Genomic DNA, 25,612 nt, shown 5'->3' with positions numbered 1-25,612 from the left:
AGTGCCCTCCCGCCCCTTAGCTCTTCCGCTCGAAAGGCCCTCCGTGACAAACACGACCCTGACACCGCAGTCAGCCACCCGCCAGCAGACCGCCGTCAGCCGGTTGAGCGCGGAGTACCGGACGGACACCCCGTTCGTGGCAGGGCCGCGGCCCCGGCTCAGCTGGGTTACGGACACTGCGGGCACGGACTGGCTGCAGGTTCGGGCCGAGTTCAGGCTCACGCGCGGCGGGGCGACGGAGTCTGCGGTGCTCGCGGGCGCCGAGTCCGTGCTCGTTGAGTGGCCCTTCGGGCCAATCGCGCCTGGCGAGCAGGTGGCGGTGGAAGTCAGGGTCACCGGGAACGACGGCGGCACGACGGACTGGAGCGCGCCCCTGGTTTTGGCGGGCGGCTTTGTGGACGGACCGTGGGAGGCGGAAGCGATCGGCCTCCCGTTCCCGGCCGGGGAAGAACAGCGGCTGGGGCAGCCGGGCCAGCTGCGCTACGAATTCACCGTTGGGGAGGGGCTGGCTAAAGCCACGCTGTTCGCCACCGCACACGGGGTCTATCAGGCCGAAATCAACGGCACGGAAGTGGATGACCAGATCCTCAAGCCGGGCTGGACGGCCTACGCGGACCGGCTCAACCACGAAACCACCGACGTCACGGCGCTGCTGGCTCCAGGCGCCAACGCCATCGGCGTCTGGCTCGCTGGCGGCTGGTTCACGGAAAAGTACGGCTTCCACGGCTTCGCCAAACCGTTCTACGGTGAACAGCCCGCGGCCAAGGTGGAACTGCACCTCGTCTACGCGGACGGGACGCGGCAAACCGTGGCCGGCGGCCCGGGCTGGCGGGCTTTCACCGGCGGCCCGCTGGTGTCCAGCGGCATCTACGCCGGCGAAGCCTTCGACGCCCGGCGCGCCGAAGCAGGCTGGTCAAAACCCGGTTTCGACGACGCCCACTGGCTCCCCGCGCCGGTCACCGCGAGTGCCTGGGCGGAGGCCACGCCGGCCATCGCCCCGCCCGTGCGCCGCATCGAGGAACTGCCCGTCAGGGATGTCCTGACCACACCCTCCGGCGCCACGGTGCTGGACTTCGGCCAGAACCTCGTGGGCCGGCTCCGGATCCGGGTCTCCGGCGAGGCGGGCCGCACCATCACCCTCCGGCATGCCGAAGTCCTCGAGGACGGCGAACTGTCCCTCCGCCCGCTGCGCCAGGCGGCTGCCACCGACACCTATACCCTCGCCGGCAGCGGAATCGGAGACGCAGCCGTGGAGGAATGGGAGCCGCGCTTCACGTTCCACGGCTTCCGCTACGCCCAGGTGGACAACTGGCCCGGTGAGCTGGACCCGGCGGCGATCACCGCCGTCGTGATCCACAACGACATGCGCCGCACGGGCTGGTTCGAGTGCTCCGACCCGCTGCTGAACCGGCTGCACGAAAACGCCCTCTGGGGGATGCGCGGCAACTTCCTGGCCCTGCCCACCGACTGCCCGCAGCGTGACGAGCGGCTGGGCTGGACCGGCGACATCCAGGTCTTCAGCCCCACCGCCAGCTACCTGTACGACTCGCTGGGCTTCCTGGACTCCTGGCTGCAGGACCTTGCGCTCGAACAGGGCCACCGCGACGGCGTGGTCCCCATCATTGTGCCGTCCGTCCTGGGCATGCTCGAATCACCGGTGGCTGCCTGGGGTGACGCCGCCACGGTGGTCCCCTGGGTGCTGCTTGAGCGCTTCGGCGACACCGGCCTGCTCCGCCGGCAATATGCCAGCATGCGGGACTGGGCTGATGCCCTTCTGAAGGTCCGCGACAGTTCCGGTCTGTGGCAGGGCCAGATGCAGCTCGGCGACTGGCTCGACCCCGCCGCTCCGCCGGACAAGCCCGGTGCCGCCCGCACCCACGGCGACATTGTGGCCGGCGCCTACCTGTTCCGCTCCCTGGACCTCGTGGCCCAGGCGGCCGCCGTACTGGGGAACGACGCCGACCACGGCAAATACTCTGCGCTCGCCGAGGAGACCCGGCAGGCATTCCTGGCCGAGTACGTCACGCCCTCCGGCCGGATGGTTTCGGACGCCCAGACGGCCTACTCGCTGGCCCTGATGTTCGGCATCAGCACCGATCCGGCCCAGCGCCAGGCCCTGGGCGGCCGCCTCGCCGAACTCGCCCGGCTGGGCGGCTACCGGATCGCCACCGGGTTTGTGGGAACCCCGCTGATCGCCGACGCACTGACGGTCACGGGCCACCTGGATGCTGCCGAGCGGCTGCTCACCCAGACCGAATGCCCGTCCTGGCTGTACCCGGTCACCCAGGGCGCCACCACCATCTGGGAACGCTGGGACTCCATCCTCGAGGACGGCAGCGTCAACCCCGGCGAAATGACCTCCTTCAACCACTACGCGCTGGGCGCCATCGCCGACTGGATGCACCGCACCGTGGCAGGCCTTGCCCCGGCGGCGCCCGGGTACCGGAAGCTGCGCATCGCACCCCGTCCGCTCAACAGCCTGGCGCACGCCTCGACGTCGCACGAGACGCCCTACGGCCTGGCCCGCGTCGCCTGGAAGCGGGTGGGGGACCGGATCCTGGTGGAGGCCACCGTGCCGCCGGGCACCACCGCCGTGGTCTCGCTCCCGGACGGCTCCGCGGAGTTTGTTGCGGGCTCGGGCCGGCACAGCTGGGACGTTCCCGACGCCGGGCCCGCAGCTGAACCGGGCGCCACCTCGCTGGACACCCCGCTGGCGGACATCATGGACGATCCCGAGGCCTACGCGGCAGTGTGGCAGGCCATCGACGCGCATGATCCGGCAGGGGCTGCTGCTTTCCGCAAGGACACCGTCTGGTACCGGCAGACCTCGCTGGACCAGGGCCTGCTCTTCACCCAGCCCGCCGTCAAGAAGGACATCGCCGCCGCGCTGCAGGCCCTCACCGGCAACCGCGCCGCCGGCGCCCCTGAAGACTCCTGAACTCCGTACGTCCCGAACCAAGAAGGCCCCGATGACAACTTTCACCGCCGAAAGCCCGCTGTACTTTGTGATGCGGCACGCCGAAGGCAACCGCATCCTGAGCGAGCACGTCCCCTCGCTGACCAACAACCCCCTGCTGCACACCCTGTATTTCCACGAGGTGGGCATGATCCTGGGCACCGAGGAAGCCCTGAAAGGGAAGCCCGCCGAGGTGGCGGAGATCCTCCGCCTGATCGGCGGGCTGGAACCGGAGGACACCGTGGCACAGCGCGCCGCGGCAGCCGCCGTCGACATTCCCGCCCCCGCCGCCGGCTACGAGCCGGAAACCGTGGAGCGGGGCAGCGCCGCTGTTTCCCTGCCCGCGACGGCGGCAGCGCAGGAACGCTTCGAAGCCACCTTCGCCGGGCCCTCGCACGGCAACCCGTTCACCGACGTCGACCTCCGCGCCGTGTTCACCGCACCCTCAGGCAAGGTGCTCAGCGTCCCGGGCTTCTACGACGGCGACGGGACGTACAAAGTCAGGCTCCTGGTCCCGGAAGCGGGGGACTGGACTTTCACCACGTCCAGCAACGCCCGCTCGCTCGACGGCGTCACCGGCTCGTTCCATGCGGCGGACGCCGCGGAAGGGGCCAGGGGAGTGGTGCGGGTGGCCCGCACCTTCCACTTCGCGTACGACGACGGCACCCCCTACCTGCCGATCGGCACCACAGCCTACGCCTGGACCCACCAGGGCGAAGCCCTGGAAAAGCAGACCCTGGACACGCTGGCCGCGGGACCGTTCAACAAGATGCGGATGTGCGTCTTCCCCAAGTCGTACCTGTTCAACGAGAACGAACCGGACCTGTACCCGTTCGAAGGCTCCCTGGCTGGCGGCTTCGACTACGAGCGGCCCAACCCGGCGTTCTACCGCCACCTCGAACAGCGCATCAGCCAGCTGGACGAACTCGGCATCGAAGCCGACCTCATCCTCTTCCACGCCTACGACCGCTGGGGCTTCTCCACCATGACCCCGGGCCAGGACGACCGCTACCTCAAGTACGTGGTGGCCCGGCTGGCTGCGCACCGGAACATCTGGTGGTCCCTGGCCAACGAATACGACCTGCTGTTCCGCAAGACCACCGAGGACTGGGAGCGCTTCGCCGGGATTGTCCAGGCCAACGACCCCAGCGGCCATCTGCTGTCCATCCACAACTGCCAGGACTTCTACGACTACAGCCGGCCTTGGATCACCCACAGCAGCATCCAGCGCCAGGACGTGCACAAGACCGCCGAGTTCACCGGGGAGTGGCGCGACCGCTGGCAGAAGCCGGTGGTGATCGACGAGTGCGCCTACGAAGGCAACATCGACCAGGGCTGGGGCAACATCACCGGCGAGGAAATGACCCGCCGGTTCTGGGAGGGCGCCATCCGCGGCGGCTACGTGGGCCACGGCGAAACGTACATGCACGCCGGGGACATCCTGTGGTGGGCCAAGGGCGGGGAATTCCACGGCACCAGCCCCGAACGCATCGCATTCCTGCGCCGCATCCTGGACGAGACACCGGGCGGATTCCTGGACCCGCTGCCCAGCGCCTGGGACGTCCCCACCGCCGGCATCCGGTACGAGTACGAGCTCAGCTACTTCGGCTTCAATCAGCCCACGTACCGGAACTTCGTGATGCCGGCCGGGCGTAAGTACCACGTGGACATCATCGACACCTGGAACATGACAGTGGAGACACTTCCCGGCACGGTGGAAGGCCGGTTCCGGGTTGAGCTTCCCGGGCGGCAGTTCATCGCCGTTCGGATCCGCGCCGTTTCCTGACCCCGGGGGCATGAGCCGGGGAGAGCCCAAAGTAGTCAGCTTGCTTATTACTTTGGGCTTTCCTAGGCTGGATGCTGTCAGGCAAAACAACTCTCCAGGCGGACACCGCGCGCTTCCCTGTGCTGCGGCCGCCTCACCAGAGGAGGAAAAATGTCAGAACACAGCATCGCAGGCAAGAGGATCGCATTCCTGCTGACGGACGGCGTGGAGCAGGTCGAACTCACCAGCCCCTGGCAGGCGGTCAAGGACGCCGGCGGCGAACCCACCCTGGTGGCCCTCAAGAGCGGCAAGCTGCAGGGCTTCAAGGGCACCGAGAAGGGCGACACGTTCGACGTCGACCTGACAGTGGCCGACGCCAACGCGGAGGACTTTGACGCCCTGGTGCTTCCCGGCGGTGTGGTGAACGCCGACCACCTCCGGGTGGACAAGGACGCCCAGAACTTCACCCGGGCCTTCTTCGAGCAGCATAAGCCGGTGGCTTCGATCTGCCACGGGCCGTGGCTCCTGATCGACGCCGGCGTGGTCCGCGGCCGGAACGTCACCTCCTACCACACGCTCCAGACGGACCTGAAGAACGCAGGCGCCAACTGGAGCGACCAGGAAGTGGTGGTGGACCAGGGCCTGGTCACCAGCCGGAGCCCGAAAGACCTGCCGGCCTTCAACAGCAAGCTGGTGGAGGAAATCTCGGAAGGCCAGCACGCCGGCCAGACCGCCTGAACCGAACTGTTCCCCCAGGGTTAAGAAAAATACCCGCCGGAGGAATTACTCCACCGGGTAGAGTGTTGGAATCTGCAGCGACGATGCTCGCCTGCCACCAAACTCAAACTCCCTGAGGGAACACTTATGTCTACAAAAGTCTCTTCTGACGCCCACGGCGAGCCCGTGCAGGCCGCTGAGGCGCAGCCGTCCGCACCGGTGAAGATGTCCCGCGAATCGGTGACCATCATCGCCACGCTGCTGGTGGCAACATTCGTGGTGATCCTCAACGAAACCATCATGAACGTTGCCCTGCAGCGGCTGATGGTGGACCTCGGCGTGGACGCGCCCACCGTGCAGTGGCTGTCCACCGGCTTTATGCTCACCATGGCCGTGGTCATCCCCACCACCGGTTTCATCCTCCAGAGCCTGTCCACGCGCGCCGTCTTTATGCTGGCCATGGGCCTGTTCGCCGGCGGAACCGCGCTGGCAGCTGTGGCGCCGGGCTTCGAAGTCCTGCTCCTGGCCCGCATCATCCAGGCCGGCGGTACGGCCATCATGCTCCCGCTGCTGATGACTACCATCCTCACCCTGGTCCCGCTCGCCAAGCGCGGCGCCGTGATGGGCAACGTCAGCATCGCCATCTCCGTGGCGCCGGCCATGGGCCCCACGGTCTCCGGACTGATCCTGGAACACTTCACCTGGCGCTTTATGTTTGTGTTCGTCCTTCCGGTGGCGCTCGCGGCCCTGGCGATCGGCGCCAAGTACCTGACCAACGTCGGCGAAACGGAGAAGACCAAGCTCGACTTCCTCTCCGTGCTGCTGACGGTCCCGGCCTTTGGCGGCCTGGTCTACGGCCTCAGCCAGATCGGCGGCGGACACGGCGGCCAGAGCGGCCCCAGCCCTGTGGCTATCGGCGCGCTGGTGATCGGCGTGGTCAGCCTCGCGGTGTTTGTGCTCCGCCAGCTCCGGCTGCAGAAGGCCGAGGCCCCGCTGCTGGACCTCCGCGCCTTCAACTTCCGCATGTTCACTGTCTCCGTGCTGCTGATGGTGGTGGCCATGATGGCGCTGTTCGGCGGCGTCATCCTGCTGCCGCTCTACCTGCAGGAAATCCGCGGCCTCGGTTCGCTGGAGACCGGCCTGGCCCTGCTCCCGGGCGGCCTGGCCATGGGCCTGCTGGGCCCGTTCATCGGCCGGCTTTTCGACAAGGTCGGTCCGCTGCCGCTCACGGTGACAGGGTCGGTCCTGATGGTGCTGTCCCTGTGGCAGTTCTCCATGCTCGACGCCGGCACCGCGGTCTGGTGGATCGTCAGCCTCCACGTTGTGCTGAGCTTCGGCCTGGCGCTGCTGTTCACTCCCGCGTTCACCACCGGCCTTAACCCGCTGCCGCCGCACCTGTACTCACACGGGTCGGCGATCATGAGCACCACGCAGCAGGTGGCAGGCGCAGCCGGCACGGCGCTGCTGGTGTCCATTTTTGCCGTGGTTTCCGCGTCGTCGGGCATCGTCGCGGGGATGAGTGCCGCATTCCTGACGGCAACCGTCATAGCCCTCGCCGCCGTCGTACTCTCAGCGATGATGCGCAAGACGGAAGGCGCCGGCCCCGCCCACGGCGGCCACTAGCCCCATCCGGCTGTCTTAACCCACCACGCCACTCTCACCCCACCTTTACCCCCAACGCGGGGTCACTCCGCCCCCTTCCAGGCCACCGGAAGGGGCGCGAAGTGACCCCGCGTTGCTGTGGGCGGGGTCAGCCGGCGAAGAAGTCGCTGAGTTCGGTGATCAGCTTGTCCGGTGCGCGGAGTACGCCGTCGTGGCCGGAGCCCTGCAGGATGGTGTAGCTGGAACCGGACAGGACGTCGTGGATCTGCCCGCACGCCACCCCGAAGTAGGCCGGGCTCTTTTCGCCCACCACGATCAGGGTTTCCAGCGGCAGCGCCAGGAACGGTTCGGCAGGCATGTCCGCGGCAATGATCGCCTTGATTTCCCGGACACCGGTGCGCATCAGTTCACGCATCTGCTTGCCCACGTGCGTGCCGGCCGTGAGCTTGTTGGCAATGGTGAGCATGGACAGCGGCATCCGCGAGAACGCGCCGCCGGTTTCCAGGCCCTTGGTCAGCACGGCCAGGGCGCGGTCGTCGTCCCCGGCGGCCGTGGCGCGCTCGTATTCGGCGGTCCAGTCGGCTTTGACGCTGTGGTTGACGGAGACGGCGGGGTCATAGACCGCGAGCCGCTCCACCGGAAGCGTGCGGGCCGCGTGCAGGGCCACGGCACCGCCGAAGCTGTGCCCGAACACGTCGGTGCTGGAGGTGTGCTTCATGACGGCGTTGAGGTCCCGGATGTCCGCGTCAAGGGTGTAGTCCTCGGCCTGCGGTGATGAGGAACCGCGGCCGCGGCGGTTGAACGTGTGCACCGGACGGCCCAGGGCTGCGCTGAGTTTCTGCGCAAACTTCGTATAGTCGGCCGCGGTGACCATGGAGGCCGGCACCACCACCACGCCGGAGCCGGCGGACGCCAGTTCCGCGCCCGTGGAGAAGAGCTCGAGTGTGCCGCCGTCGGGGGTGTGGATGTTCTCGCGCGTCATGTTCCGAGCCTAGCCGAGGTACCTGAGTGCTGGCATCATGGACGCTGCCCTCCTCGGAGACAGAAGCCGCAGCGGGCGCACGGACTGTTCAGCCCAGGCGGGCGATGAGGGCAGTGCTCTGGCCCCGGATGGCCGGCAGTTCATTGCCCAGCCCGCACAGAATGAGCCCGGCATCGGCCGCCTGAAGCGGAGAATCGGATGTTGCCATTCCGTCGGCCCGCAGGTTGACCAGGGATTCGACGAGGCGGAACGCAAGATCGCCCGGGTTCCCCGAAACTGCGGCGGGGGCGGCAGGGGACAGGAGGGCGCCCAGTTCCCCGTACAGGTTGCGCAGTTCCTGCCGCTCCGCCAGGAACCGTGCGAACCGGCCGCCGCGGGCTTCGGGCAGGTGGTACAGGACTCCGAGGTTCCACCGGGAGCTGCACAGTTGCGTGCCGTCATAAAGGGCGACGGCGTGAAGCCGGCTTCCCGGAGTCGACTCACCGTTGGGCAGGGCAGTTACCGCGCGGGCAAACGCCAGCCCGGCCAGCACGGTGCCCTCAAGCAGGTCCTCGAGGATGTCGTCCTTGGTCTTGAAGTGGTGGTACAGCGAGGACTGCCTGATCCCCACGGCGTCGGCTATGGACCGGGTGGAAGTGTTGGCGAAGCCGTGCGTCGTGAAAAGCTCGGCCGCCGCATCCAGGATTTCGTCCCGGGCAGTTGCCCCTGGCCTGGAGGGCTGTTGGTTGCGGGGGCGTCCCGGTCCGGCTGAAGTCACGGCATCATTCTTGCACCCAGGCGGGTACAACTTCGCCGCCCGGGTTCGAGGTGAGGAGCCGGAAATACTGTGGAAACAAGATGTCCATGCGCCTTTTACAAAGGCGAAACTAGTTGGGGACATCGCGCTGGAAAACTATCAATTGACCGGTATTCCGCAGCTCTCGGCCGAGTGCTGCAATACCGGCGGCCCCTCGCCATTCCAGCCCCCGGAGAATCCGATGACCTCAACCATTGCTCCCGCCGTCCACGCGGACGACGCGGATCTGACGTCCCTTGGCTACGAACCCACCCTCCACCGGAAACTCGGCCGCTACGCTTCCTTTGCTGCCGGCTTTTCCTTCGTCTCGATCCTGACCACCATCTTCCAGCTGTTCGCCTTCGGCTACTCCTTCGCGGGGCCGGCCTTCTTCTGGACCTGGCCGGTGGTCCTGGTGGGCCAGTTCCTCGTGGCCCTGAACTTTGCCGAACTGGCAGCCCGCTACCCGTTGTCCGGAGCCGTGTACCAGTGGGCCCGCCGCGTCGGGGGAGAGGGCGTGGGCTGGTTCGCCGGCTGGTTCATGGCCATTGCCCAGGTGGTGACCGCCGCAGCCGCCGCAATCGCCCTGCAGGTGGTGCTGCCCCAGCTCTGGGACGGCTTCCAGATTGTTGGCGGCGATCCGGCGCTCAACACCGTCAGCGGTGCCGCCAACGCCGTCATCCTCGGAGCAGTGCTCCTGGTGGCCACCACCATCATCAACTCACTCGGCGTGAAGCTCATGGCCCACGTAAATTCAGTGGGCGTCACCTGCGAGATCGTGGGCGTCGCGGCCGTTATCCTCGCCCTCATCAGCGCGGCCCAGCGTGGACCTGAGGTCGTCGCGGATACCACGATGATTCAGGGCTCGGACCTCGGCGCCGTGGGAGCCTTCCTTGTCTCCGGCCTGATGGCCGCCTACGTCATGGTGGGCTTCAATTCCGCCGGCGAGCTCTCGGAAGAAACCAAGGACCCGCGCCGCACGGCTCCGCGCACCATCCTCTCCGCCCTGCTCATCTCCGGCATCGGCGGAGCCCTGATGATCATCACCGCCCTGATGGCCGCACCCAGCCTCGACGACGGCCGCCTCGCGACCGAGGGCCTGCCCTACGTGCTCACCGCCGTCCTGGGCACGTTCTGGGGCAAGGTCCTGCTGGTCGACGTTGCCATCGCCATCTTCGTCTGCACCCTGGCCATCCAGACCGCAGGTTCCCGGCTGGTGTTCTCCATGGCACGCGACGGCAAGCTGCCCGCCTCCGCCCTGCTCTCCTCGGTCCACCCCACCCGCGGCACTCCCATGTGGCCGTCGATCGCAATCGGTGCCCTGGCCGTCGGCGTCCTTGCCATCAACGTTGGCAACGCGGCCCTGTTCACCACCCTCTGCAGCGTCTGCATTGTCATGGTCTACATCGCCTACCTCCTGGTCACCGTGCCGCAGCTCCTCAACAGGCTCCGCGGAGACTGGAACCGGGCGGGGCAGGCGCTGCCGGACGGACTGTTCTCCCTGGGACGCTGGGGGCTCCCGGTAAACATCCTCGCCGTCCTCTACGGGGCCCTGATGGTGGTCAACCTGGCTTGGCCCAGGCCCGAGGTCTACGACCCGTCCGGCGAAAACGGCATCCTCCTTTACTCAGCGCCTCTGATGGTCGCCGTGGTCCTGCTCCTAGGGGTGTGGGTCCGACGGCGGAACCTGGCTTCGAAGGCCTGACGTGCCGGCGCTCCGCGCACGCTTCCGGAACAACCACGCGCAACAAACCGCGCTTCAGAACAACACGGGATTGACATGACACAAATAACCGAAAGCCCCGCAACGGCCGGCACCGCCACCACGGCAGGCGCCCGCGCGCACGCCAGGGAGCAGCACGGCAGGACCGTTGACACCATGCGATACGTGCCCGCCGCCTCCGCCCCGGAACGCCTGACTGCAGGCCTTGACGGTGCCGCCGCGAACACGCTCACCTGGGCCGAATCACTGGCCTTCGGCCGCTACACCACCATGACACTGGCGCGCGGCACCCGGATCAGGCTCACGGACACGTCCGGCGATGCCTGCGTGCACGCCCTCCTCTACCGCGCCGGGGCACTGCACGAACGGCTCAACATCGCGGACACCGTCAAGGTGCCCTGGCAGGCCTATCCCTCCACGGGCCACCCGCTGCTTTCCGACGCCGGCCGCCTGATGGCCACGATTGTCACCGATACGTCCTCCCGCCACGACGCTCTGACGGGTGCCACTACCCTGGAAGGAAACACGGCACGGTACGGTGCGGGAACCGCCCACAGTGCGTCCCCTGCCGCCCGCGAACTGCTCACCCTCGGAGCACTCAAGAATGGGCTTGGCCCGCGTGATGTGGCACCGTCGCTGACCCTCTTCAAGTGCGTCAGCGTGGACCCTGCCGGCAGCATCACCTTCACCGGCAGCGCCGGCCCGGGAGCCGCCGTCGAACTCCTGTTCCAGATGGACACCGTGCTGGTCCTTGCCAATACCGCCCACCCGCTGGACCCGCGCCCGGACTTCACGGGCACCGCCGTGGACATCGTTGCCTGGCACGCGCCGCAGGACCTGGCGGCACTGGAATCCGGTGCACTCACCGGGCCCCTGGCTCCCGAACACCTGCAGGCACTGCACAACACCGAACACGATCTGACTGCAAGGAATGCCCGATGAACACCGCCACCTACACCCCGTCCGCAGCAGGTCCCCGCGACGTTGCCCTGGCTCCCGGCGACGTGGTCCTCGACGAGCTCGTCGAGGCGCGCGGCCCCTGGTCCGCCGTCGTGTCCGCCGGCGACGTACTGACCATCGTTGACCTCGAAGGCAACCAGGCCGTGGACTGCCTGCTGTACGCCGCAGGCGACACCACCGTGCGGTACTCCGCGGCCGTCACCATCGCCCGGCAGCAGTCGATCGTCCTCACCACGGGCTCCGTCCTGCGGGCGGACACTGGAGCGCCCCTGATGACAGTTGTTGCTGACGAGGTGGGCGTGCACGACACCATCGGCGGTGCCTGCTCGCAGGAGTCCAATACGCTCCGCTACGGGCAGCACACCCGTGAACAGCATGCCTGCGTGGAGAACTTCCTGATCGAAGGCTCCCGCTGGGGCCTGGGCAAGCGGGACCTGGTGTCCAATATCAACTGGTTCATGAACGTGCCCGTGGACCCGGACGGTGCCCTGGGAATCGTGGACGGGCTGTCCGCCCCCGGAAAGCGGGTGGCGCTGCGCGCAGACGTGGACACCCTGGTGCTCGTGTCCAACTGCCCACAGGTCAACAACCCCTGCAACGGTTTCAACCCCACCCCCGTCCGCATGATCGTCACCCGGCCGGAGGCTGCGCTGTGAATTCTTTCGACACCCTCCTGGTTGCCAACCGCGGGGAAATTGCCTGCCGCATCATCGAATCCGCGAAGAAGCTGGGACTCCGGACCGTTGCCGTATTCTCCGAAGCGGACCGGGGCGCCAAACACGTCCGGCTGGCCGACGAAGCGGTACTTCTGGGGCCGGCCCCGGCGAAGGAGTCCTACCTTCGCGTGGACGCGCTGATCAGCGCCGCCAAAGCCGCCGGTGCCGGGGCGATTCACCCTGGCTACGGCTTCCTCTCCGAGGACGCCGCCTTCGCCGAGGCAGTGGAAGCGGCCGGGCTCGTCTTTGTGGGCCCGACCCCCGAGCAGTTACGCATCTTCGGCACCAAGCACACCGCGCGCGACGCCGCCCGGGCGGCCGGGGTGCCGATGATCGCCGGTTCCGGCCTGCTTCGGGACGTGGACGACGCCGTCGCGGCCAGCACCGCCATTGGCTTCCCCCTGATGCTCAAGGCCACCGGCGGTGGCGGCGGCATCGGCATGACCGTCTGCCGCACCGAGGCTGAACTGGTGGAAAGCTTCCCGCGCGTCGCCCGCCTGGCCGGTGCCAGCTTCGGCACGGCCGGCGTCTTCGCCGAACGGTATGTCGAAAATGCGCGCCACATCGAGGTCCAGGTGTTTGGCGACGGCGAAGGCCGGGTTGTCAGCCTGGGCGACCGGGACTGCACCCTCCAGCGCCGCCACCAGAAGGTCCTTGAAGAGGCACCCGCCCCGGACCTGCCGGAAGGGCTGCGGGAAGAACTCCACCGCAGCTCCCGTGCACTCTGCGCTTCCCTCAACTACCGCTCCGCCGGCACAGTTGAATTCGTCTGCGACTCCACCCGCAAAGAGGCGTCCTTCCTCGAGGTCAACGCCCGCCTGCAGGTGGAGCATCCCGTCACCGAGGCCGTCACCGGCGTGGACCTCGTGGAGTGGATGCTCCGTCTTGCCCAGGGCGGCAGCGAAGCCGCCACCGTCCTTGAAGGATTGCCGGACAGCCTGCCTGTGACTGGCCACGCCGTGGAAGCCCGCGTCTACGCCGAGGACCCTGCGCGCGGCTTCCAGCCAAGCGCCGGGACCGTCACGAACGCCGTTTACCCGGAGGCAGAAGAAGCGAGGGTGGATGCCTGGGCGGAAACAGGTACAGAAGTTTCCACCAATTACGATCCCCTCCTGGGCAAGATCATCACCTCCGGCGCAAGCCGCACCGAGGCCTTTGCCCGGCTGGCCGCAGCGCTCACCGGCACCCGGATCGACGGCATCGAAACGAACCTGGGGATGCTCCGCGCCGCCACCGCCCTGGACGTGGTCCGCCGGGTCCACCATTCCACCAGCACCCTGGACAATGTGGGCGACCCCGAACCGCGCATCACCGTAGGCCGCCCCGGCCTGCAGACAAGCGTCCAGGACTGGCCCGGCCGGACCGGACTCTGGCAGATCGGCGTTCCACCCAGCGGTCCCATGGACGATCTGTCCTTCCGGCTTGGAAACATCGCCCTCGGCAACCCGGAAGGTACTCCGGGCCTCGAATTCACCATGACCGGTCCCAGCCTGACCTTCACCCACCCCACCACCGTCTGCGTCACCGGCGCGGAGGCAACGGTGACTGTCGACGGGGCGGAGGTGCCCTCCTGGGCGCCGGTGACGGTTCCGGCGGGGGGAACGCTCGACGTCGGCACCGCGGCGGGGCATGGGCTCCGCGGGTACATCCTGTTCCAGGGCGGCCTGGACATTCCGGAGTACCTCGGCAGCGCCTCTACGTTCACGCTGGGCCAGTTCGGCGGGCACGCCGGACGGGTCCTGCGCGCCGGCGACGTGCTCCGCGCTGTACAGCCCGCCGCAGGTGCCCGAAGCGCGGCACCCACGGCAGCCGTGCCCTTGGACAGCCGGCCCGCGCTGGCCTCCACCTGGGAGCTGGCCGTGACGGAAGGCCCGCACGGTGCTCCGGACTTCTTCCAGCGCGAAGACATCGAAGAGCTGTATGCCTCTCAGTATGAGGTCCACTTCAACTCCGCCCGCACCGGCGTCCGGCTGACCGGCCCCAAGCCGCGCTGGGCGCGGACCGACGGCGGCGAGGCCGGCCTGCACCCGTCCAATATCCACGACACCGCGTACTCGGTGGGTGCCCTGGACTTCACCGGCGATACCCCTATCCTGCTCGGCCCCGACGGTCCCAGCCTGGGCGGGTTCGTCTGCCCGGTCACCGTGGTAACTGCCGACCGCTGGAAGCTCGGCCAGCTCCGGCCGGGGGACAAGGTCCGGTTCGTTCCGGTCCGGGCCAGCCAGGCGCCGTCGGCCAAGGATTTGGGACCGGGCCGGCAGCTGGTCCTGCCCGGCGACGCCAGCTGGTCAGGGGACGTGGCGAAGGTAACCGCCGCCGGAATCACCGCAGCGGCCTCCGCCCCGGCCGTCAGCATCTCGCGCGGGGATGGCGACGACGGCGTGCTGGGCCGGGTGCCGGAAGGCACCGGCAGGCCGGCGGTCACTTACCGCCGCTCAGGTGATGACAACCTGCTCGTGGAGTACGGCGAAATGGTCCTGGACCTTGGGCTCCGCGCACGTGTACACGCCCTGCACCAGCACCTCGAACAGCTCCGCGTGCCGGGCATCGTGGACCTCACCCCGGGCATCCGCTCCCTGCAGGTCAAGGTTGATCCCTCGGTCCTTTCCACCAGCCGCTTGCTGGGCCTTGTCCGGGAAATTGAGGCGGCACTGCCGGCGAGTTCCGAGCTGGTGGTCCCGAGCCGCACGGTCCGGCTGCCCCTGTCCTGGGACGACCCCGCCACCCGCGAGGCGATCGAACGCTACATGGCGGGCGTCCGCGACGACGCCCCGTGGTGCCCCTGGAACATCGAATTCATCCGGCGGATCAACGGCCTGGACTCGGTCAATGACGTGTTCGACACCGTTTTCAACGCGGACTACCTGGTCCTTGGACTGGGCGACGTCTACCTGGGCGCCCCGGTTGCCACCCCGCTGGATCCGCGGCACCGCCTGGTCACTACCAAGTACAACCCCGCCCGCACCTGGACACCTGAGAACGCGGTGGGCATCGGTGGCGCGTACATGTGCATTTACGGCATGGAAGGCCCGGGCGGCTACCAGTTCGTTGGCCGCACCACCCAGGTCTGGTCGCGCTACGCGGAGTCCGCCCCGTTCGAGCCCGGCTCGCCGTGGCTGCTGCGCTTCTTCGACCGGATCTCCTGGTACCCGGTCAGCCCCGAGGAACTCCTGGACCTCCGCGCGGACATGGCCGCCGGGCGCGGCCGCGGCGTGGAGATCGAGGACGGCACGTTCTCGCTGGCTGAGCATGAGGTGTTCCTCGAAGAGAACCGCGAATCCATAGCGGCGTTCCGGGAGAAACAGGGCAGCGCGTTCGCCGTCGAGCGGCAGGCGTGGGCCGATGCCGGCGAGTTCGACCGGGCCGACGCGCTCGCCGCCGTCATCTCACCGGTGGCCGATGAAGTGACCGTTCCGGAAGGCGGTTCCCTCGTGGCTGCGCCCTTCGCTGCAAGTGTCTGGAAGGTGGACGTGAAGCCAGGCGACCGGGTGGTGCAGGGCCAGCCGATGGTCTCCCTGGAGGCGATGAAGATGGAGACCGTCCTGGAAGCACCCTGCGACGGCGTGGTGCTGCAGGTTCTGCCGGCCGCAGGTTCGCAGGTGGTTGCGGGAGAAGCAGTGGTGGTCCTCGGCAGCGTGGATGCGGAGCTCGTGTCCGTTATCGAAGCTCACGAACTGGAAGAGGCAGCAGTATGAACACCGCAACCACCGGCGCCGCTACCACGCGCGCAAGGGCGGCCCTTGCCGCCCTGGAAACAGTGGACCGTCCGGAAATCTGGATCACCCTCCGCGGTGCTGATGACCTGCTGGCGGAGGCCGCCGCCATTGACGCAGCAGTGGCGGGCGGCGCCGAGTTGCCCCTGGCCGGGCTCCTGCTTGCCGTCAAGAACAACGTTGACGTCGCAGGAATCCCCACCACGGCGGGGTGCCCCGGGTTTGCCTACCTGCCGGAGAACGATGCAGAACCGGTGGCCCGCCTCCGCGCCGCCGGCGCCCTGGTGCTGGGCGCCACCAACCTGGACCAGTTCGCCACCGGCCTGGTGGGTACGCGTAGCCCGTACGGCGCGGTCCGGGATTCCCGCCGGCCGGACTACATCTCCGGCGGCTCCAGTTCCGGTTCCGCGGTCGCTGTGGCACTTGGCCTGGTGGATATCGCCATCGGAACGGATACGGCAGGATCGGGACGGGTGCCTGCCGGATTGCAGGGCATCGTGGGCATCAAACCTACCCTGGGCGTTGTGTCCACTGCCGGCGTGGTGCCAGCCTGTCGATCCTGGGACGCCGTCACCATCTTCGCCCGCCGCCTGTCAACGGCTGAACGTGCCATAGGCGCGATGGCGGGAGGATCCCGGGCCTGGCCGGCGGACATCCGGCTGGCGGCGCCGGAGAAACCGCGGGTTGCGTACCCTGCGTCACTTCCGGCACTGCCGGAGGCCTGGGCAGCCGAATTCCACCGCAATGTGGACCGGCTTAAGGCGTTGGGCGTGGAGGCGGAGGCGATCGAATTCGATGCCTTCCTCAAGGCCGCCCGGCTGCTGTATGACGGTGGTCTGGTGGCGGAGCGCTACGCCGCCGTCGGCGAATTCATTGAAGCAGCCGACGGCGGCGCTGGCGCCCGGGCGGGCCTCGACCCAACGGTGGCGGGCATCATCCGGGCGGCGGGGAAGGTGCCTGCCCATCAGTACGTCGCTGACACCGCGAAGCTGGAAGCACTGAAGCAGCAGGCGATGGCGCAGTTGGAAGGGTTTGACGCCCTGCTGGTCCCCACCGCCCCGTTCCACCCCACCCTTGCCGAGGTGGTCGTAGACCCGGTGGGAGTGAACTCGCTGATGGGTACCTACACGAACTTCTGCAACCTGTTCGACCTGTGCGCCGTTGCCGTTCCTTCCGGTGAAGTGGACGGCGCCCAGTTCGGTCTGACCGTAGTGGGCCGGACGTTCGACGACGCCGTCGCCGCGGACATTGCCCGGCTCCTGGAGGCAACCCCGGACTTTCCGGTGCTCTGCGCCGACGGTGCTGCGCCCGCAGCTCCGGACGATACTGTCCACGCGTCGTGGTCCGTTCCCTGGCCGGTGGCTGCAGGCGCCGTCGCTGTCCCGCTGGTGGTGGTCGGCGCCCACCGCAAGGGGCAGCCGCTGGCTCCGCAACTCGAGGCGCTCGGGGCCGCCTGGGCCGGCCCCGTGCGCACAGCGGCCCGCTACCGGATGGTGTCCCTGGACACCGTGCCGCCGAAGCCCGGGGTGTACCGTGCGGAGGACGGCGGAGCCCAGCTTGTGGGTGAACGGTGGCTCGTCTCCGAAGCCGGGCTGGGGGCGTTCCTGGCTGCCCTGCCCGAACCCATGCTGCTCGGATCGATGGAACTGGCTGACGGTTCCAGGGCTGTGGGGTTCGCCTGCGATGCAGTGGCGGCCGCGCAGGGGGAGGACGTTACGCGCTACGGCGACTGGCTGGCAGCCAAGGACCACGCGACTCAACCCAAGAGCGTGTGGCAGGCCCTGGGAGATGCCGCCCTGGCAGGGTTCAGCCGCGGAGCTTAGCCCCGGAAGTACTCCGAGATATCCGTCACCAGCTCCTTGACGGCGGCAGGGATGGAGCCGTGGAAACCCTTGGGTGACAGCTCGAAGGTGCTCCCGGGAACCGCGGCGTGGAGCCGCCGGGCCGTGACCTTGTAATAGCCCGGGCTCTTGCCGCCCACCATGAAGTGCGTGTTGGCCGGCAGGACGGCGAAATCGCGGACATGCTCGGCCTCATCGTAGGCGGCACGCAGCTCACCCACCCCCGTGGGCATGAGCTCGCGGAACATCCGGTTGACCTTCGTGCGCGACACCAGGGCCATCAGCCCGGCCAGGACAGGTTCGGGGATCCTGGCGAGGGCGGTGGCGGGCTGCATGCCTTTCTTCAGCCGGGCCAGCGCATGCCCCACGTTGCCGGCGTCGACCGCGTCTTCGAAGTCGTCCAGCCATGCGGTGTCGATGCTGCCGTCGATGTTCACCGCGGCGTCGTACACGCACAGCTTGTCCGGAACATAGCCGCTTCCGGTGAACTCCTGCACAGCGTTCAGCGCGACGGAGCCGCCCAGGCTGTGCCCCAGGATGTTGCGGGCGCCGGTGGTGTCCAGGACCGTGCGGAGATCGGCGATTTCGGTGGCCATGGAGTAGTCCGCCGGCTGTTCGCTGGACTTGCCGCGGCCCCGGCGGTCGTAGACATCCACCGCCCAGCCGTGGCCCAGGCCCTTCGCCAGCGCCTGGGAAAACGGGCGGTAGATCAGGGCGGTGAGGAAGGCGCCGCCGATCAGCACCACGCGGCGTTCTCCCGGCGCGTCCACGGTGCCGTAGCTGTACAAAGCCAGCCGGCCGCCGTCGTGCGTTGGCACTACCTGTTCTTTCACCCTCCCCATCCTAGGGGCGGGGGCTCCGGCGTCCCGGGCGGCGGAGCCGGCAGAACGGCCGCGAAGCCGGTACGCCGAACTCCCGGTAAACTTGGGGATTGTGACTTCCCAAAACACCCCCGCCCCCAAGAATGCCCCAGAGCCCCTCGACGCCAGCGAACAGATGCGCATCCGCATGGAAAAGCGCGCCAAGCTGATCGAGCGCGGCAGCGAGGCATACCCGGTGGGTGTTGAGCGCACGCACTCCCTCACCGAGATCCGCGAAAAGTACGCGCACCTCGAAGCCGACGAGACCACCGGCGACGTTGTGGGCGTCACCGGCCGCGTGGTTTTTGTGCGCAACACCGGAAAGCTGTGCTTCGCCACGCTGCAGGAAGGCGGCGTTGACGGCAAGGGCACCCGGCTCCAGGCCATGCTCAGCCTCGCCAACGTGGGCGAAGAAGCGCTCGCCGACTGGAAGGCCCTGGTTGACCTGGGCGACCACGTGTTCATCAAGGGCGAGGTGATTTCCTCCCGCCGCGGCGAGCTGTCCGTCATGGCAGACTCCTGGTCCATGGCCTCCAAGGCGCTCCGCCCGCTGCCCGTCCTGCACGCGGAACTGAACGAGGAAACCCGCGTCCGCCAGCGGTACGTCGACCTGATGGTGCGCGACGAAGCCCGCGAAATGGTCTACACCCGCGCCGCGATCACCCGCTCCATCCGCGAGAGCCTGCACCGCCACAGCTACGTGGAGGTGGAAACGCCCATCCTGCAGCTGGTGCACGGCGGCGCCCTGGCGCGCCCGTTCGAGACGCACATGAACGCGTTCGACCAGAAGATGACCCTGCGGATCGCCACCGAGCTTTACCTCAAGCGCGCCGTGGTCGGCGGCATCGACCGCGTCTACGACATGGGCCGGGTCTTCCGCAACGAAGGCGTGGACTCCACCCACAGCCCGGAATTCACCACGCTCGAGTGCTACGAGGCCTGGGCGGACCAGTTCGTCATGGCGCAGCGCATCAAGGAAATCATCCTCGACGCCGCCGATGCGGTGGGTGCCGGCCGCACCCTGCAGACCGAGGCCGGCGAGATCAACCTCGACGGCGACTGGGCCTGGGTCTCTGTCTACCCCGGACTGTCCGACGCCGTTGGCCAGGAGGTCACGCCGGACACTTCGCTGGAGGTGCTGCGCGGGATCGCCGAAAAGCACGAGGTCAAGGTGGACCCGAAGTGGGACGCCGAGAAGCTCGCCGTGGAACTGTTCGGAGAAATCGTGGAGCCCACGCTCCTGAACCCCACGTTTGTGTACGACTACCCGCCGTCCGCGCAGCCGCTGGCCCGTCCGCACCGCGAGGACGGCCGGCTGATCGAGGCCTGGGACCTCATCATCGGCGGCATGGAACGTGGCACGGCCTTCTCCGAGCTGATCGACCCCGTCATCCAGCGCGAGCGGCTCACCGAGCAGTCCCGGCATGCGGCCGCCGGTGACGACGAGGCCATGCAGCTGGACGAGGACTTCCTCCGCGCCCTCGAATACGGTGCGCCGCCCATGGGCGGCATCGGCCTCGGCATCGACCGGCTGGTCATGCTGTTCACCGGTGCCGGCATCCGCGAAACCATTCTTTTCCCGCTCCTGAAGCCCGAAGGCCACTGAGCATGGAATACGTAGCCGTACTCCTGCCGTCACTTGTAGTGGGCCTGCTTTTCTGGTTCGCCATGAAATCGATCTTTAATGCAGATAAGTCCGAACGGCAGGCCGAAGCGCGCGCCCAGGCTGAGGCCGAAGCGCGTTCCGCTGCGCCATTGAACGGGCCGGACGCAGAATCCGATAAATAAATCGAAAGTACTTTCTGCGAATATCCCCAGGAACCTTTTGACGCTTTGACGCGTTGCCATAAAGAGGGTCATACTTTTTACAGGAACATCCTGCTTTTCTGACAACCCGAACCTTCCCAAGAGGACTATTTAATGGCACAGAAAGTAAACATCATCCTCGTAGATGATCTGGATGGGGGATCCGCGGACGAGAATGTCCGTTTTGGCCTCGATGGGGTCAGCTACGAAATTGATCTGTCCTCGGCCAACGCGGCCGAGCTCCGTTCGTCCCTGGAGCGGTTTATTGCCGCAGGGCGCAAGACATCCGCCGGCCGGGCCACCCGCGCCAAGGTCGTTACTGGCACCCGCAGCAATGATTCTGCCCAAATCCGCCAGTGGGCACGGGACAACGGCTACACGGTTAACAGCCGGGGCCGAATTCAGGCTGAAATCCAGGAAGCCTACCAAAAGGCAAATTCCTGATAACGGCCCCTCGCCGGCGTAATAGACCCTGTCTTCACCCTCGGGTGTAGGCAGGGTTTTTTGCTGCCAATTGAAGAATGTGTAAGGGTCGCGCGCGCGGACCCAAAAACCCTTGCTGACTAACAGCCACCAAGCGTACTGTGGGGCTAATCGCCCTCGATTTCCAAGGGGATCAGCCGGTGATTTGGGTATTGAGCTTCCGGCATGGGACGCCCGCTCGAATTCGCCCTCTCGAATCGACGCGTGGCGGGAGCTGGAATGTCTGGAAAAAGCGGTTCTCGGCGGTTTACGGCAGTCCTTGCTGCGTTGGTCCTTCTCCTGGCTGCTCTTCCTGGTGCTCCGGCTGTGGCAGAGCCCGGCCGCGTGGATCTCAGCGTGATCCTGGATTCCACCGAGGTCATGGCCAACATCAACGAAAGTTCTGCCCCGGCAATTGCCACCGTCGTCACATATGACGTCTTCGACGCAGCCGGTGACGGCCTGCTGCCGGTCATGACCAGGGCCGCCGGCGCTGGGTTGGGGGAGACTGCTTCCTTCGATCTGGCTGACGGAAGCTACAGGATCAGGGTCACCGCCGAAGGTTTTCTGGACAGTTGGTTCACCGCCAGCTCCGGCCGCGATGGGGATGCTTTCCTGGAGCTCCTCCGCTACCAGGAGAGGACCACTTTTGCGACAGCGGACGACATTGTGGTGGATTCTGTCACCCCCGCCAACTCCAGTTGGAATTCGCAGGGCTGGACGGTACTCCACCCGTCATCTTCGTCGATCTCCGGGGCAGTAGGAAGCGACGTTTCAGCGCAGCAGGGAACCTTGCTGGCAGATGTGGCTGTTGAACTCTACGACGGGTCCGCTGCACCGGATTCCGGCCCGGCTGCCACAACCCGGACCGACCAAAACGGCTATTACACGTTCCTGGACCAGGCTCCGGGCAGCTACAAGGTGCGCTTCGACAACGGGTTCACCGAGCGCTGGTGGCCGGAGACGCCTTACCGAGCCGAAGCCGAAAGCATTACGCTCAATGGCTCCAACTACTTCAACCTCGCCTATGCAATCTTCCCGGCCGCTCCTGTGCCTGTAGACCCGGGACGGGTCCTGACACTCACCGGCCAGCCTGCGCTCGGGGCTACCCTGACCGCTTCTCCCGATTACATTGATCCCGGCCCCGCCGGGGAGGACTGCCTGCAGCGATACAGCTGGTTCCTGGACGGACACCAAGTGGACGGCGCATTCGGCCCCACATTTGCGGTCCCGCTGGATGCCGGCGGCAAGTCCGTGACCGCCCGGCTGGACGTGGCCGGCATTGGCTGCACATATGCGGCGTTGGTGAGCAACGCCGTGGGCCCGGTGGATCGCAGCCTCACTACGGACGGGACCAACGTGCAGGTGTTCCCCGTGGACAGCTCCGGGGGGACGGATGTGAGCCTGAAGTTCGCAAGCGTGGGGACGCCAGGAATCACTACAGTCACGCGGCTTGAGTCCGGCGACGCCTTCCCCGACGGCGGCTTCTTCTCGCTGGCGGACCCGCCGCTGTACTACGACATCGAGACCACCGCTGAGTTCAACGCAGGGCTGGGGGTCGAAGTCTGCATCACGTTCGACACCACCGGCATGACCGGGGAGCAGCACCTCTACCACTTCACCGACGGTGCCTGGAAGGACATAACGGTGAGCAGCAAGCCGGGCAAGGTCTGCGGGCGGACGAGTTCCTTCTCGCCATTTGCCGTCGGCCAGCCGCAGTGGCCGTTCCGGGGGTTCTTCCAGCCGGTGGACAATGGTGGCGTCCTCAACGCCATGAAGGCGGGCGCGGCAGTGCCGGTCAAGTTCGGACTTGGCGGGAACCGAGGCCTTGGCATCCTGGCGGCGGAAGCGCCGTCGTCGTACGCCATTGCCTGCCCCGGCGGCCCCGCTCCGGACGACATCGAGCAGACTGTTGCCGCCGGAACCAGCTCGCTGAGCTACAGCGCAGCGTCCGACACGTACACGTTCGTCTGGAAAACCCAGAAGGACTGGGCTGGTTCCTGCCGGCAATTTGAGCTGAAATTGAACGACGGCACAACGCACGCGGCGATGTTCGACTTCCGCAGGTAGCCCGCCGGGAAGCCTGCCGGGGATATTCCCGCACCGGCCACGGTTTCCCCTGTGGCGAACACGCTCCACAAGACTGGGTCGGCCACGTAGCATCAAAGTACGTCGTAGCTAGGAGTGTGGCGAAATGTTTGAGCGATTTACGGACCGTGCCCGTCGCGTAGTTGTGCTTGCCCAAGAAGAGGCACGCATGCTGAACCACAATTACATTGGTACCGAACACATCCTCTTGGGTCTGATCCATGAAGGTGAGGGCGTTGCCGCCAAGGCTCTTGAGTCCTTGAGCATTTCGCTCGACGGCGTGCGCGAGCAGGTGCAGGAGATTATCGGCCAGGGCCAGCAGGCCCCGTCCGGCCACATCCCCTTCACCCCCCGCGCCAAGAAGGTGCTGGAGCTCTCCCTGAGGGAAGCCCTGCAGCTGGGCCACAACTACATCGGCACGGAGCACATCCTGCTGGGACTCATCCGCGAGGGTGAGGGTGTTGCTGCCCAGGTGCTGGTGAAGCTCGGCGCAGACCTCAACCGTGTCCGGCAGCAGGTCATCCAGCTCCTCTCCGGCTACCAGGGCAAGGAAACCACCGGCGCTGGCGTCGGTGCAGGCCAGCCCGAAGGCACCCCTGCCGGTTCCGTGGTCCTGGACCAGTTCGGCCGCAACCTGACCCAGGCTGCCCGCGAGAACAAGCTGGACCCGGTCATTGGGCGCGAATCCGAAATGGAACGCGTCATGCAGGTCCTTTCGCGCCGCACCAAGAACAACCCTGTCCTGATCGGTGAACCCGGCGTCGGCAAGACCGCCGTTGTCGAAGGCCTCGCCCAGGCGATCGTCCGCGGCGACGTCCCGGAGACCATCAAGGACAAGCAGCTGTACACCCTGGACCTCGGGTCCCTGGTGGCAGGATCGCGTTACCGCGGTGACTTCGAAGAGCGCCTCAAGAAGGTCCTCAAGGAGATCCGCACCCGCGGCGACATCATTCTCTTCATCGACGAGATCCACACCCTCGTGGGTGCCGGCGCCGCTGAAGGTGCCATCGATGCCGCGTCCATCCTGAAGCCCATGCTGGCCCGCGGTGAACTGCAGACCATTGGTGCCACCACCCTGGACGAGTACCGCAAGCACATCGAGAAGGACGCCGCCCTGGAGCGCCGCTTCCAGCCGATCCAGGTCAAGGAACCCTCCGTTGCGCATGCAATCGAGATCCTCAAGGGCCTGCGTGACCGCTACGAGGCGCACCACCGCGTCACCATCACCGACGGCGCCCTCGCCTCGGCTGCCAGCCTCTCCGAGCGCTACATCTCGGACCGCTTCCTGCCGGACAAGGCCATCGACCTGATCGATGAGGCAGGCGCCCGGCTGCGCATCCGCCGGATGACCGCCCCGCCGGAGCTGAAGGCGATGGACGAGCGGATCGCCAAGCTCAAGATGGAGAAGGAGTCCGCGATTGACGCGCAGGACTTCGAAGGTGCTGCCGCGCTCCGCGACAAGGAGCAGAAGCTCATCACAGAGCGCTCCGAGAAGGAACGCCACTGGAAGACCGGCGGCATGGATGACATCTCCGAGGTGGATGAGGATCTCATCGCCGAAGTGCTGGCCAACTCCACCGGCATCCCGGTCTTCAAGCTGACCGAGGAAGAATCCTCGCGCCTGCTGAAGATGGAAGACGAACTGCACAAGCGCGTGGTGGGCCAGAACGAGGCCATCAAGGCCCTGTCCCAGGCCATCCGCCGCACCCGTGCAGGGCTCAAGGACCCGAAACGGCCCGGCGGCTCGTTCATCTTCGCCGGCCCCACCGGCGTCGGCAAGACCGAGCTGGCCAAGGCGCTGGCGGAGTTCCTGTTCGGTGAAGAGGACGCCCTCATCACGCTGGACATGTCCGAGTACTCCGAGAAGCACACCGTTTCGCGCCTCTTCGGTGCCCCTCCGGGCTACGTCGGCTACGAGGAAGGCGGCCAGCTGACCGAGAAGGTCCGCCGTCGTCCGTTCTCCGTTGTCCTGTTCGACGAAGTGGAAAAGGCCCACGCGGACCTCTTCAACTCCCTCCTGCAGATCCTGGAAGACGGCCGCCTGACCGACTCCCAGGGCCGTGTGGTGGACTTCAAGAACACCGTGATCATCATGACCACCAACCTCGGCACCCGGGACATCTCCAAGAGCGTTGCCACCGGTTTCCAGTCCGGCACGGACACCCAGACCGGCTACAACCGGATGCGTGCCCGCGTGACGGAGGAGCTCAAGCAGCACTTCCGCCCGGAGTTCCTGAACCGTGTGGATGACGTTGTGGTGTTCCCGCAGCTGACCCAGGACGAGATCATCGAGATCGTGGACCTGTTCGTTGGCCGCCTGGAGAAGCGCCTAAAGGACAAGGACATGGGCATCGAGCTCACGCCCAAGGCCAAGGTGCTCCTGGCCACCCGCGGCTACGATCCCGCCATGGGTGCCCGGCCGCTGCGCCGCACCATCCAGCGCGAGATCGAGGACCAGCTCTCCGAGAAGATCCTGTTCGGCGAGATCCACGCCGGCGACATCGTTGTGGTGGATGTGGACGGCGACGGAGACGAAGCCAAGTTCACCTTCGCCGGCAACGCCAAGCCGCGCATCCCGGAAATCGCCCCGAGCGCCTAAGCACCAAAGCGAAGGCCCCGCCAGCTCCCGCAAAGGAGCAGGCGGGG

General features: G+C 67.0%; 17 protein-coding genes. 14 read left to right on the top strand and 3 right to left on the bottom strand.

Translation table 11 applies throughout. From position 1 onward, the window contains the following. Positions 1-43: 43 nt before the first annotated feature. The 4 genes from J2X42_RS04470 to J2X42_RS04455 all read left to right on the top strand — a co-directional run bounded on the left by J2X42_RS04470 (position 44) and on the right by J2X42_RS04455 (position 7,061). Complete coding sequence (locus tag J2X42_RS04470) at positions 44-2,938, top strand: family 78 glycoside hydrolase catalytic domain (protein ID WP_310162614.1); 2,895 nt, start codon at positions 44-46, stop codon at positions 2,936-2,938. Positions 2,939-2,969: 31 nt separating this feature from the next. Next, positions 2,970-4,742: a DUF5605 domain-containing protein gene (locus tag J2X42_RS04465; RefSeq protein WP_310162612.1), complete on the top strand. Its 1,773-nt coding sequence runs from the start codon at positions 2,970-2,972 to the stop codon at positions 4,740-4,742. A 150-nt stretch (positions 4,743-4,892) separates the two neighbouring features. After that, positions 4,893-5,459 (top strand): type 1 glutamine amidotransferase domain-containing protein, encoded by a 567-nt coding sequence (locus J2X42_RS04460; RefSeq protein ID WP_310162611.1) that lies wholly within the window; start codon positions 4,893-4,895, stop codon positions 5,457-5,459. A gap of 126 nt (positions 5,460-5,585) precedes the next feature. After that, entirely contained in the window at positions 5,586-7,061 is a 1,476-nt protein-coding gene (locus J2X42_RS04455; RefSeq protein WP_310162609.1) for a DHA2 family efflux MFS transporter permease subunit, read from the top strand. A 127-nt stretch (positions 7,062-7,188) separates the two neighbouring features. On the opposite strand, the gene J2X42_RS04450 is transcribed toward J2X42_RS04455, so the two are convergent. Continuing rightward, entirely contained in the window at positions 7,189-8,022 is an 834-nt protein-coding gene (locus tag J2X42_RS04450; protein WP_310162606.1) for an alpha/beta hydrolase, read from the bottom strand. A gap of 88 nt (positions 8,023-8,110) precedes the next feature. Continuing rightward, complete coding sequence (locus J2X42_RS04445; RefSeq protein WP_310162604.1) at positions 8,111-8,779, bottom strand: TetR/AcrR family transcriptional regulator; 669 nt, start codon at positions 8,777-8,779, stop codon at positions 8,111-8,113. A gap of 220 nt (positions 8,780-8,999) precedes the next feature. Between J2X42_RS04445 and J2X42_RS04440 the strand changes: the two genes are divergently transcribed. The 5 genes from J2X42_RS04440 to atzF all read left to right on the top strand — a co-directional run bounded on the left by J2X42_RS04440 (position 9,000) and on the right by atzF (position 17,732). Next, complete coding sequence (locus J2X42_RS04440) at positions 9,000-10,502, top strand: amino acid permease (protein ID WP_310162602.1); 1,503 nt, start codon at positions 9,000-9,002, stop codon at positions 10,500-10,502. 75 nt (positions 10,503-10,577) lie between these two features. After that, positions 10,578-11,462: an urea amidolyase associated protein UAAP1 gene (locus J2X42_RS04435; protein WP_310162601.1), complete on the top strand. Its 885-nt coding sequence runs from the start codon at positions 10,578-10,580 to the stop codon at positions 11,460-11,462. Next, complete coding sequence (locus J2X42_RS04430) at positions 11,459-12,136, top strand: urea amidolyase associated protein UAAP2 (RefSeq protein ID WP_310162598.1); 678 nt, start codon at positions 11,459-11,461, stop codon at positions 12,134-12,136. Before J2X42_RS04435 ends, J2X42_RS04430 begins: the two co-directional genes overlap by 4 nt. Beyond that, entirely contained in the window at positions 12,133-15,891 is a 3,759-nt protein-coding gene (uca, locus tag J2X42_RS04425) for an urea carboxylase (RefSeq protein ID WP_310162597.1), read from the top strand. Before J2X42_RS04430 ends, uca begins: the two co-directional genes overlap by 4 nt. Further along, the gene (gene atzF, locus J2X42_RS04420) at positions 15,888-17,732 is read left to right on the top strand and encodes an allophanate hydrolase (protein WP_310162594.1); all 1,845 of its coding nucleotides are present in this window, start codon (positions 15,888-15,890) and stop codon (positions 17,730-17,732) included. The genes uca and atzF overlap by 4 nt, the downstream gene beginning before the upstream one ends. On the opposite strand, the gene J2X42_RS04415 is transcribed toward atzF, so the two are convergent. Further along, positions 17,729-18,592, bottom strand: a complete 864-nt coding sequence (locus J2X42_RS04415) for an alpha/beta hydrolase (protein WP_396134017.1) — start codon at positions 18,590-18,592, stop codon at positions 17,729-17,731. The genes atzF and J2X42_RS04415 overlap by 4 nt on opposite strands. A 91-nt stretch (positions 18,593-18,683) precedes the next feature. Between J2X42_RS04415 and lysS the strand changes: the two genes are divergently transcribed. The 5 genes from lysS (at position 18,684) to J2X42_RS04390 (ending at position 25,565) form a co-directional block, all read left to right on the top strand. Further along, the gene (gene lysS, locus J2X42_RS04410; RefSeq protein WP_310162591.1) at positions 18,684-20,216 is read left to right on the top strand and encodes a lysine--tRNA ligase; all 1,533 of its coding nucleotides are present in this window, start codon (positions 18,684-18,686) and stop codon (positions 20,214-20,216) included. A gap of 2 nt (positions 20,217-20,218) precedes the next feature. Then, positions 20,219-20,398: a hypothetical protein gene (locus tag J2X42_RS04405; RefSeq protein WP_310162590.1), complete on the top strand. Its 180-nt coding sequence runs from the start codon at positions 20,219-20,221 to the stop codon at positions 20,396-20,398. Between the two features lie 132 nt (positions 20,399-20,530). Continuing rightward, positions 20,531-20,860 carry an Lsr2 family protein gene (locus J2X42_RS04400; protein WP_310162588.1) on the top strand — a complete coding sequence of 110 codons (330 nt, stop codon included), beginning with the start codon at positions 20,531-20,533 and terminating at the stop codon, positions 20,858-20,860. A gap of 345 nt (positions 20,861-21,205) precedes the next feature. Further along, complete coding sequence (locus tag J2X42_RS04395) at positions 21,206-22,948, top strand: PxKF domain-containing protein (RefSeq protein WP_310162586.1); 1,743 nt, start codon at positions 21,206-21,208, stop codon at positions 22,946-22,948. Positions 22,949-23,072: 124 nt separating this feature from the next. Further along, entirely contained in the window at positions 23,073-25,565 is a 2,493-nt protein-coding gene (locus tag J2X42_RS04390) for an ATP-dependent Clp protease ATP-binding subunit (protein ID WP_310162584.1), read from the top strand. The last annotated feature ends 47 nt before the right edge of the window (positions 25,566-25,612 follow it).

This window comes from Arthrobacter sp. BE255 (assembly GCF_031457335.1).
Taxonomy (GTDB): Bacteria; Actinomycetota; Actinomycetes; order Actinomycetales; family Micrococcaceae; genus Arthrobacter.
The sequence above is the reverse complement of the archived record's forward strand: the minus strand, read 5'-3'. Positions and strand labels throughout refer to the sequence as shown.